General features: G+C 48.5%; 11 protein-coding genes and 1 tRNA gene. All 12 read left to right on the forward strand.

Annotated features, from left to right (window positions below):
* Positions 1 to 14 precede the first annotated feature (14 nt).
* Positions 15 to 2363 carry a DNA translocase FtsK 4TM domain-containing protein gene (locus B2118_RS01685; RefSeq protein WP_428052788.1) on the forward strand — a complete coding sequence of 783 codons (2349 nt, stop codon included), beginning with the start codon at positions 15 to 17 and terminating at the stop codon, positions 2361 to 2363.
* Positions 2344 to 3096: a LolA family protein gene (locus B2118_RS01690; RefSeq protein ID WP_428052790.1), complete on the forward strand. Its 753-nt coding sequence runs from the start codon at positions 2344 to 2346 to the stop codon at positions 3094 to 3096. Before B2118_RS01685 ends, B2118_RS01690 begins: the two co-directional genes overlap by 20 nt.
* Positions 3093 to 3713 carry a CDP-diacylglycerol--glycerol-3-phosphate 3-phosphatidyltransferase gene (pgsA, locus tag B2118_RS01695; RefSeq protein ID WP_428052792.1) on the forward strand — a complete coding sequence of 207 codons (621 nt, stop codon included), beginning with the start codon at positions 3093 to 3095 and terminating at the stop codon, positions 3711 to 3713. Before B2118_RS01690 ends, pgsA begins: the two co-directional genes overlap by 4 nt.
* Complete coding sequence (locus B2118_RS01700) at positions 3704 to 4186, forward strand: phosphatidylglycerophosphatase A family protein (protein ID WP_428052793.1); 483 nt, start codon at positions 3704 to 3706, stop codon at positions 4184 to 4186. The genes pgsA and B2118_RS01700 overlap by 10 nt, the downstream gene beginning before the upstream one ends.
* Positions 4187 to 4201: 15 nt before the next feature.
* Entirely contained in the window at positions 4202 to 4852 is a 651-nt protein-coding gene (locus B2118_RS01705; protein ID WP_428052795.1) for a MotA/TolQ/ExbB proton channel family protein, read from the forward strand.
* Positions 4853 to 4855: 3 nt separating this feature from the next.
* Complete coding sequence (locus tag B2118_RS01710; protein ID WP_428052796.1) at positions 4856 to 5260, forward strand: ExbD/TolR family protein; 405 nt, start codon at positions 4856 to 4858, stop codon at positions 5258 to 5260.
* On the forward strand, positions 5260 to 5973 hold the full coding sequence (locus B2118_RS01715; protein ID WP_428052798.1) for a TonB family protein: 714 nt from the start codon (positions 5260 to 5262) through the stop codon (positions 5971 to 5973). Before B2118_RS01710 ends, B2118_RS01715 begins: the two co-directional genes overlap by 1 nt.
* Position 5974: 1 nt before the next feature.
* Entirely contained in the window at positions 5975 to 6463 is a 489-nt protein-coding gene (locus B2118_RS01720; protein WP_428052800.1) for a hypothetical protein, read from the forward strand.
* Between the two features lie 3 nt (positions 6464 to 6466).
* On the forward strand, positions 6467 to 7423 hold the full coding sequence (locus tag B2118_RS01725) for an NAD-dependent epimerase/dehydratase family protein (protein ID WP_428052802.1): 957 nt from the start codon (positions 6467 to 6469) through the stop codon (positions 7421 to 7423).
* 133 nt (positions 7424 to 7556) lie between these two features.
* A tRNA-Ser gene (locus tag B2118_RS01730) sits at positions 7557 to 7647 on the forward strand.
* 373 nt (positions 7648 to 8020) lie between these two features.
* Positions 8021 to 8677, forward strand: a complete 657-nt coding sequence (locus tag B2118_RS01735; protein ID WP_428052804.1) for an SAM-dependent DNA methyltransferase — start codon at positions 8021 to 8023, stop codon at positions 8675 to 8677.
* A partial coding sequence (locus B2118_RS01740; RefSeq protein WP_428052806.1) for an Eco57I restriction-modification methylase domain-containing protein occupies positions 8674 to 9695 on the forward strand: 1022 nt, incomplete at its 3' end. The genes B2118_RS01735 and B2118_RS01740, both read left to right, overlap by 4 nt.

Below are 9695 nucleotides of genomic sequence, written 5' to 3' on the forward strand. Positions count from 1 at the left end.
TTTTATCTTGGAAAATGAACCTAAAAAAGGTAAAATATCCCTATATGCAAAAGCGTTACTATTACACCCCTAAAAAATCTAAAAAACGCACTAAAAAAACAAATTCCTCGGCGTGGATCCGCACGGTGCTGTATATTCTTACCGGCGCGCTTACGCTGTGGCTCTTTTGCATTTTGTGGTTTAACGTTTCCAATGGTGCGGCGGGGCAGGCGGTAGCCAAGCAGTTGCGCCAGATGTTGGGGCAATCTGCGGGGTTAATACCGCTGTTTTTGGGGTATTGGCTGGTGCAAACGGTGCGCAAAAAAAGCGCGTCCTTCCTGTTTTTTATTATCGGATCATCGGTAACTTTGGCGGCCTTTTCCTGCTTTTTAACGCTTTTAAGACTCGTTTTTAAAGATTCCCTTATTTCCGGCGGACACGTCGGCGAGAGCCTTTGCACGGCCTTACAGGGCGTAGCCGGGGTGGCGGGCGCGGCAGTGTTTTCGCTCGCGTTTATTTTGGTGGGGATTCACTTGCTTTTTGCTATTCCGTGGGCTGTTGTCTTGCAAAAAACGGGCGAATTTGTCCGCAATGATTTTAACGGTTGGATGGAAGCCCGCGCCGAACTCAAAGAAAAAGTGCGCGAGGGCAAGGCGGAACTTAAAGAAAAGCCCGTTAAGGAAACCTCTTCCCGCCCGGTAGCGGAGGAAATCCACGAAGTGCCGGAAATTCACCGCTCCAAACCCGAAATCCGCCGCCCGGTGGCCGAACCCGTCCACTTGCCGCGGCGCGAGGAAATTTCGTCCGCCCATTTGCAACAGGACGAAAACGCCAAGGCGCCTACCGATGAAAACGGCGAAGTAAAGAAATTTGACCCTAAAACCTTTAAACTACCGCCGCTTGATTTGTTAAACGACCCGGCTGGGGACGGTATTGTCGGCCCTACGGATGACGAAATTGCCCAGGCCACCCGCCGCTTGGAAGACACCTTAAAAAGTTTTGATATCCGCGCCACGGTTACGGGCGTTTCGCCGGGGCCTGTGGTTACCCGCTACGAAATCAAGCCAGACCCGGGCGTAACCATTGCTTCTATCACGGCCCGCACTCAGGATATTCAGGCCAGTATGGAGGCCCGCTCCGTGCGTGTCCAGGCGCCTATTCCGGGCAAAAACGCCGTCGGGTTTGAAATTCCGAACGAACGCCCCGTAATGGTTACGATGAAGGAAATTTTGCAATCTTCTGTGTATGCTAATTCCAAGGCCGTTTTGCCGATTGCCTTGGGCCGCTACGCTGACGGCGAACCGGCCGGTTCCGTGGCCGAAAAGTGGCCGCATATTTTGATTGCCGGCGCCACCAACAGTGGTAAATCCATTTGTCTGCATACGATTATTATGTCCCTCATTTATAAGCACACGCCCGATGAGGTCAAGTTCTTAATGATTGACCCCAAGCGCGTGGAACTTACGCTTTACGAAGGGATTCCGTACCTCTATGACCCCAAGACCTCGTGCGACGATGTAGATGTGGTTACCGACGCCAACGGGGCCGCCAAATCCTTGCAAATGCTGGTAAAGGTAATGGAAAAACGCTTGTCCATTATGCAACTGGCCAAGGTAAAAAATATTGAAGGGTACAACCAATGGGCCAAGCAAAATAACGAGGAAAAGATGTTCTACATCTTTGTTATTATTGACGAAATGGCCGATTTAATGCTCCAAACCAAGGCGTCTATTGAAGACTCCGTCCAGCGTTTGGCGCAAATGGGCCGCGCGTTGGGGATTCACTTAATTCTTTGTACGCAGCGTCCGTCCGTAAAGGTTATTACGGGTATCATCAAGGCCAACTTGCCCTCCCGCATTGCGTTGCAGGTGGCCTCGGGCATTGACTCCAAGGTAATTTTGGATGCCACCGGGGCGGAAGATTTGCTGGGCCGCGGGGATATGCTGTATCAAAGCACCTCAGACAAAACGCCGTTCCGTATTCAGGGGGCGTATGTGTCCGAAAAGGAAATCAAGGCGGTGGCTGATTTCCTGCGCGCCCAAGGCGGGCCGGATTACCCGGTGCAAATTGTGGCGGAGCAGAACCCGCACCAACGCCCGCAGGACGGTCTTGGTACGAGCCCGGAGGAATTGTTGCAGGCGCTTAACCTGATTAAAGAGCGCCGCCGCGTGTCGCAGGATTTGCTCAAAGCGCACTTTGGTTCTTCCGCGCGCGCTACCAATATGTTAAGCGTGCTGGAAATGAAGGGCTATATTTCCAAGCCGGAAGGCTCCAACCGCTGGGAAATCCATTACGAAATGATTGACCAAGCCATTGAGGATTTGAACAGTTTACCGTATGATAAAAACTATCAGGAAGAAACGTATGAAACCGTCTATAAATAAAGTTATTTTTCCGTTTGCCTTGTCGTTTATTTTAGCGGCTTGCGGCGGTTCCTCTACCGAGGAGCCCGTCGTTCCCGAGCCGGAAATCCCGGAAGTGGTAGTCCCGGCGCCCACAAAGCCTGTGCAAGAGGTAAAAACGCCCGTTAAAAAGCCCGCTCCCGCGCCTAAAACCACGCTAAGTGCCGACGAACTAACCGCGCGCTTAAAGAAGTGGGATAAAAAATTAGCCACCTTGGAAACCGCCTTTAATCAAACTACTTCCTACGACGGGGTAGAAGTCAGCCGCTCCGGTGGAAAACTCTTTTACGACCGCGCCCAAAACCGCCTGCGCCTGGATACAATGAGCCCGGAGGGCGACTTGGAACAGACGGCCATTACGGATAAAAAAGATATCGTTATTTTGGACGAAGCGGGCAACCAAGTTACCACGTTTTCTTGGGCCGATTGGCAGCAGGGCCAACCCAATCAGGCGCTCTTTGACTTTGGAAATTATACGGCGTTGGTGGAACGCCATAATGCCGTTGTAAAAAGCCAAACCGCCAAGGAAGCCGTTTTGCTTTTAACGCCCAAAGAGGGGGAAGAATACCAACTTTTGCTGACCTTAACCGCGCCGGATTATTTTCCGCAGACCATTACCATTATGTCCGACTTAATGACGACGGAAGCCGTCTTAAAAAATATTCAAAAAAACCAGCCGCTTCCCGGGGCTGTGTTTGGAGGATTTAAAAAATGATGACACTTGCCAATAAAATCACGCTTACGCGCGCCGCGCTGTCTATTGTAATGTTTCTGTTTATTTTGCTGCCGTACGGCTGGGCCCGCATTACGGCCACGCTTATTTTTATTTTAGCGGCCAGTACGGACTGGGTGGACGGCAAAATCGCCCGTCAAACCAACACCATTACGCCCTTTGGCGCGATTGTGGACCCGTTTGTGGATAAAATTTTGGTGGCGGCGGCGTTTTTTGCCTTTGTGGGCATTAAAGAGTTGGACGTGCCGATTTGGGCGGTGTTCTTTATTTTACTGCGCGAACTGATGATTTCCACCCTGCGCGTGATTGCCGCCTTGGAAGGCAAAGTAATGGCGGCGGAACGCTGGGGCAAATTCAAAACCGTTATCCAAATGGCGGCTATCGGCACGATTTTCTTTGTGCTGGACGTATATCACTTGTCCCACTTGGTGTCCGGTCCGGCGCGGGAGTGCTTCCAAATTACCTTTTTAACGCTCCAAAAGGTGCCTTACGCCATTACGGCTATTGCGGCGGTGATTACGTGGATTAGCGCCGTTTCGTACTTAAAAAACAACTGGGATTTGCTTAAAAAATCGTGGAGCCTGCCCGTATGCAAATAGTTTGGCGAGCCTTAGCCACGGGGCTGTTTGTCAGTTATCTGCCGCCAATGGTGTTTAAGTACAAAAAGAATACCGGGGCGGGTTTTTTGGGAACCTTGTGGGGAATCCCCTTGGTGCTGTGCTTCCCGCAGGATTCTATGCTCTATATGGTGTGTATGCTGGCGTTTTGGGCGGTTGCCGTATGGGTCTGTAAAAAAGTACAATTTAAAGGATTCACGGGCCACGATAATCCCAAAATCGTAATAGACGAAATGGCCGGATATATTACGGCTATGGCGTTCTTACCGCGGACGTGGCCGTATCTGGTAGCGGCGTTTGTGCTGTTTCGGACGTTTGATACGCTAAAACCGTGGATTGTTAAGACGTTTGATAAAATGGAAAATGCCTTTGGCGTGGTGTTTGACGATGTGGCCGCCGGGCTCATTTCCAATATACTCGTGCAGATTTTTATTATATTCGTAGTGAACAGGTAATAAGGAGATAAAAAAATGGATTTTTCCAATATGACAAACTTACGCGAACTTTTGGCGGCGGGCGGACCGATTTTAATCTTACTGCTCTTGCTGTCTGTGTATTCTATTTCAATTATTTTGGAACGCTTTTTTAAATTGCGCTCCACTATTTCGCTTTCCCGCAAATTAATGGCGTACTGCCGCCACCCGCTCCGCTCGGAAAATTACCAAAAGGTGGAGGACGCCTGCCGCAAGGAAGTCGTCAAAAATACGCCTGCGGCCGCACTTATTTTGCGCTTGGTGCAGGAACGCAACCGCCCGCAAGCGGAACTGGAAAAAATTGCGGGCAGCGTGATTGACTGGGAAGTTACCAAGTTACAACGCCGCCTGACCATTTTGGGCACCTTGGGTAGTATTACGCCCTTTATCGGTTTGTTCGGTACGGTTATCGGCGTGATGCACGCATTTAAAGATTTAGCCGCCAACACCGCCACCAGCGCGGGCGCCTCCGTAGTGGCCGCCGGTATTGCCGAAGCGTTGGTAAACACCGCCGCCGGGCTTTTTGTGGCCGTTCCCGCCGTAATTGCGTACAACTATTATTTGTCTAAAACCAATTACTTTGCCAAGGAACTGGAAAATATCGCCGATGAAATTATTTACCGCCGCGGCGACGTGGAAGAATTTTAACCTATGCGCACACACAAAACCAGAACCGTAATGGCGGAAATCAATATGGTGCCGTTTATTGACATCACATTGATTTTGCTGATTATTTTTATGGTAATGAGCCCAATGCTGGTGCAAATGCAACTGACGGTGGATTTGCCCAAATCCAAGGCCATTAACACGCAGGCGGAGGACGACGTCATCCGTATTGAAGTTACGCGCGACGGCACCATTACCGTAATGAATAAAAAACTGACGCTCAAAAATTTGGAGCGCGAGTTGATTTTGCGCTTGGGTAAAGCAAATAAAAAGACGATTCTCGTCCAGGCCGATAAAGACGTGCCGATACAGCAGGTGGTGGACGTCTTTGACGTAGCCAAAAAGTTAGGCGCGGCCAAGTTGGGAATCGGGGTACTTTCTAAAAACTGATGAACCGCTATTTTGCTATCTCCGGCGGACTGCACGTTTTAGCCGCCTTATTCTTGCTTTTGATATTGGCTCCTTCGGCTAAGAAGGCGTCCGCTACCTATACGATTGATTTTATCGGCAGCGGCAAGGTGGTTGCCACCACAGGGCAGGAAGCCGCGGCGCCAAAAGCGCCCAAGGCCGCCGTGCAAGCCCCGGCCGTAGCCAAAGAGGCCCAGCCCAAGGCCGAGCCTGCCAAAACGGCTAAAAAGGCTTATGCCTCCAAAAGCGAAATTACCACCAAAAAGCAACCCGCTAAAAAGGCCCAGCCGGCTGCCCCGTTAGCCGCGCCCAGCGTATTGGACGATGCACAAGAGGGGGGACAATCTGCCGAATCTTCCGAAGCCGCCAAAGAAGGCCAATTCGCAGGCGGTAATATCCAAACCGATTTTGCCAATTTCCCTTATCCCTGGTACATTACCCAGGTGAGAAATTCCCTCTGGATTGAGTGGGAAAAACGCCGTCCCGCGGGCAATACCCTATCTGCCTTGGTATCCTTTGCCATTGCGCGCGACGGAAAAATTAAAAATTTACAGGTAGAACGCAAATCCGGCGATGACACCTTTGACTTTGCCGCCTCTTCCGCCGTAATCAACGCCGGGCCCTTTGCGCCGCTGCCGATGTATTACGAAAAAGACGAACTCACCGTAAGCGTGGAGTTCAAACAGGAGAAATAATATGAACGGATGGCAGCGCTTTGCCGTACTGATTATTTGTTGTTTTGCTATTATGGTTTTGTATCCCGATTTTGGCGCCTCGGGCTGGACGTTTATCGGGATGGCGGTAGCGATGTGGACGGGGGTAATCGTCATTTTGTCTATCGTATCCAATTTATTTGGCCTGTATAAATTGGAAAGTTTAAATAAACTGATTTTCTTTGTGCTTACTTGTGCAATTATGTATTCCTTATTGTGGTATTTCCCGCAAGAGGATAAAGTTACGCCGATTAACAAAATAAAATATGGTGAAATCCCCACCAAGGCCGATATTGACCGTGGCTTAAAGCGGTTTACCTTTAATTTTGACTTTGTCCGCCGCAACGCCCGCAGAAAGGAAAACTTTACCAACCAAGATATAGACGAAAAGGCTATTAAAAAGGAAATCAAAAAGACGGTTTCCCAAAAGACGGATGAACTGGTGGATAAACTGGATATTCAGGTGGACTAACGTATGAAGAACACGATTTTAATTACCGGCGGAAATGGTTTTATCGGCCGCGCGCTGACGGATAAACTGTTGCAGGAGGGGTACAAGGTGCGTATTGTTACTCGCCGCACGCCTAAACAACAACCCGCCAACCCGGCGGTAACCTTAGTGCAGGCCGATTATAGTGATGTGAAATCCTTGGAAAAGGCCTTGTCCGGCTGCGAGGGCGTGTTCCACTTGGCGGCGGCTATTTTTGGCTTTAACCGCGCGGATTTTGAGCAGGCAAATGTCTTGGCCACGCAAAATGTGGTGGCGGCCGTAAATAATACGCCGGAAATCAAAACCTTTGTACACGTTTCCAGTTTGGCGGCCAGCGGTTATGCCGCGGATAAAGACCATCCGCGCACCGAGGATATGGAGCCGAAGCCTGTGTCCGATTACGGCATTACCAAACTGGGGGGGGAGAAGGCCGTTAAAACGCTCCGCCCTGGCGTAAAATGGACGATTATCCGCCCGCCGATTGTCTATGGCAAGAACGATTCCGGCGTGTCTAAAATCGCGCTGTGGGTCAAACGCGGCCTAATGGTGAATACGTCGGGCAACGGATATTTCAGTTTTGTGCACGTTTCCGACTTGGTGGAAGCCCTGTGGCAGGCGTTTATCCGCCCCGAAACGGATAAAGAGACGTATTTTATTACGGAAGAGGCGTTTTACCCGTGGGACTATTTTATCACGCAAATGGCCCGCGCGATGAATTGCCATAAACCCTTTATGCCGTCTGCCCCCAAGTGGATGATGCGTTTGGCGGCGTGGGTGTATGAACTTGCGGCCCGTATTACGGGGGCGCAGCCAGCCTTAAATTATGACAAAGTAACCGAAGCCACTATCCCCGGCCATTGGATTTGCTCGGGTAAAAAGTGGCAAACGCTGACGGGGCAGAAGTTTACTCCGCTGGCCGAGGGCTTAAAAAAGAGTTTTTAATTTGTCCACAGGGGGCACGCTGTATAGGTAAAAAATAAGGGAAAAACGCGGCCCGCGGATAAATTAGGAAAAATTTGTAAAATTTTGTTATAATATAAAGGTTGACAGTAATATTACCGACGGCACAAATTTTGGAGAGGTGGCTGAGAGGCCGAAAGCGGCGGTTTGCTAAACCGTTATACGGGTTAATTCCCGTATCGAGGGTTCGAATCCCTCCCTCTCCGTGGAATTAAAAACCCCGCGCAAGCGGGGCTTTTTTTTGTACAATAAGAATAACTAATAAAATTTAATGTAGGGAGAAAAAAGATAGCCCGCAACGGGCACAAATAATTTTTACTGTTTTTGGGATCCTACTGCAAGAGTAGGATAGCTGTTGGGAAAACCAATATCTAAGCTCACCAAAAACAGCCGATTAGAAGCACAAAAGCAAAGGAAGTTATGAGCCTTTCGCTTTTGTGCCAAATGCTACCTGCTGTCCTTGCGATGGCAGGTAGATGCGGCTGTTTATCGCTGGGGCTGAGCTTAGACCTAGACTAAACAGCCGTTTTTTTATATTCCAATACTATCCTCTTTTCTTTCGGATTCCGCCCCTATTTTATGACGGAACGAAAGGAACAACAAATCAAAAGTGAAAGACGCGTGGCCGACTTTGGCGAAGTGCTTACCGCACGGCGCGAAGTAGAGGCTATGCTGGATCTTGTTAAAAACGAAGCGGAACGTATAGACAGCCGATTTTTAGAGCCTGCCTGCGGTACGGGTAACTTCCTTGTCGCCATATTGGAGCGTAAACTCAAAACATTACAGGCACGCTACCGCACCAAACAAGCAGATTTTGAAGCCCAGTTACTATCCGCATTGGGAAGCATCTATGGCATTGACTTATTGGAAGACAATGTGAAAGAATCCCGCCAACGACTTTTTGAACTGGCCGTACAGGCGTATCAAGATTCTTTGCGCAAAAAACCTGATGAACACTTTCAAAACCTTATTCGCTTTGTTTTAAGCAAGAACATCCAGCAGGGTGATTCTTTAAATGGCCTAGATAAAATAATTTTTACACAATGGAGCCTTATCGGGTACACCATCAACCGCGAAGAATACTCCCTTTCCCAAATGAACCAAGAGGGAGACATTAGCAATTTACCTTTGTTTTCTGTCTGTGAAAATGAGCAAAAGGAACCCATCTTTATTCCCAAGCCTTTGCGTTCTTTCCCGCCTGTTCATTACCGCAAATTATTGGAGGAAACCAAATGACCTTCTTAAAAGAACTGCATAAGCCGGACATTTTGGACTGTATAGCCCACTTATCTTCCGATGAAGTATTTACGCCACCCAAACTGGTAAATGAAATGCTGGATATGCTTCCGCCTGTCCTATTTCAAAGTACGGAAACAAAGTTTTTGGATCCTGGCTGTAAGTCCGGCGTGTTCTTGCGGGAAATTGCCAAGCGGTTAATTGAAGGAGAAAAAGAACTTATCCCAGATTTAGAAAAGCGGATTTACCATATTTTTACTAACCAGTTGTTTGGACTTGCTATTACAGAACTGACTGGGCTTTTGGCGCGGCGTTCCGTTTATTGTTCCAAAAATGCAAACGGCAAATACTCTATTTGCCCGTTTAGCACACCGAAGGGGAATATTGAATATACCCGAATGGACCATATTTGGCGTAACGGCAAATGCGCTTTATGCGGGGCCAGCCAAAGCCAGTATGACCGTGGCGATATTTTGGAAAACCACGCGTATAGTTTTATTCACTGTAACGAAGAATACAACCCAACACTTTTTAAGAGGTTAAAAGATATGAAATTTGATGTAATTATTGGAAATCCCCCGTATCAATTAAGCGACGGCGGTGCGCAAGCAAGTGCCAGCCCAATTTATCAACTATTTGTGGAACAAGCCAAACGCCTAAATCCCCGCTACCTCACTATGATTATTCCTTCGCGCTGGATGACGGGTGGCAAGGGCTTAGATATTTTCCGGAAAACAATGATTCACGATAAGCATTTCAAAACATTGCACGACTTTGCGGATTCTAATGAGTGTTTTAGAGGAGTAGATATTAAAGGTGGCGTGTGTTATTTTTTGTGGACACGAGATTCTGAACAAGAGTGTGATATTTATCGGCATAATGATTTAGGAGTATCTCACTCTAAAAGATACTTGGCAGAACCCGATGATGACATTTTTATTCGTGAAAATACGCTGATTACAATCAAACACAAAGTGCAGATTTTACGAGAAAAGACTCTGGATTTGATTGCATCTCC

The organism is Candidatus Avelusimicrobium stercoris, assembly GCF_002437085.1.
In the GTDB taxonomy this organism is placed as follows: Bacteria; Elusimicrobiota; Elusimicrobia; order Elusimicrobiales; family Elusimicrobiaceae; genus Avelusimicrobium; species Avelusimicrobium stercoris.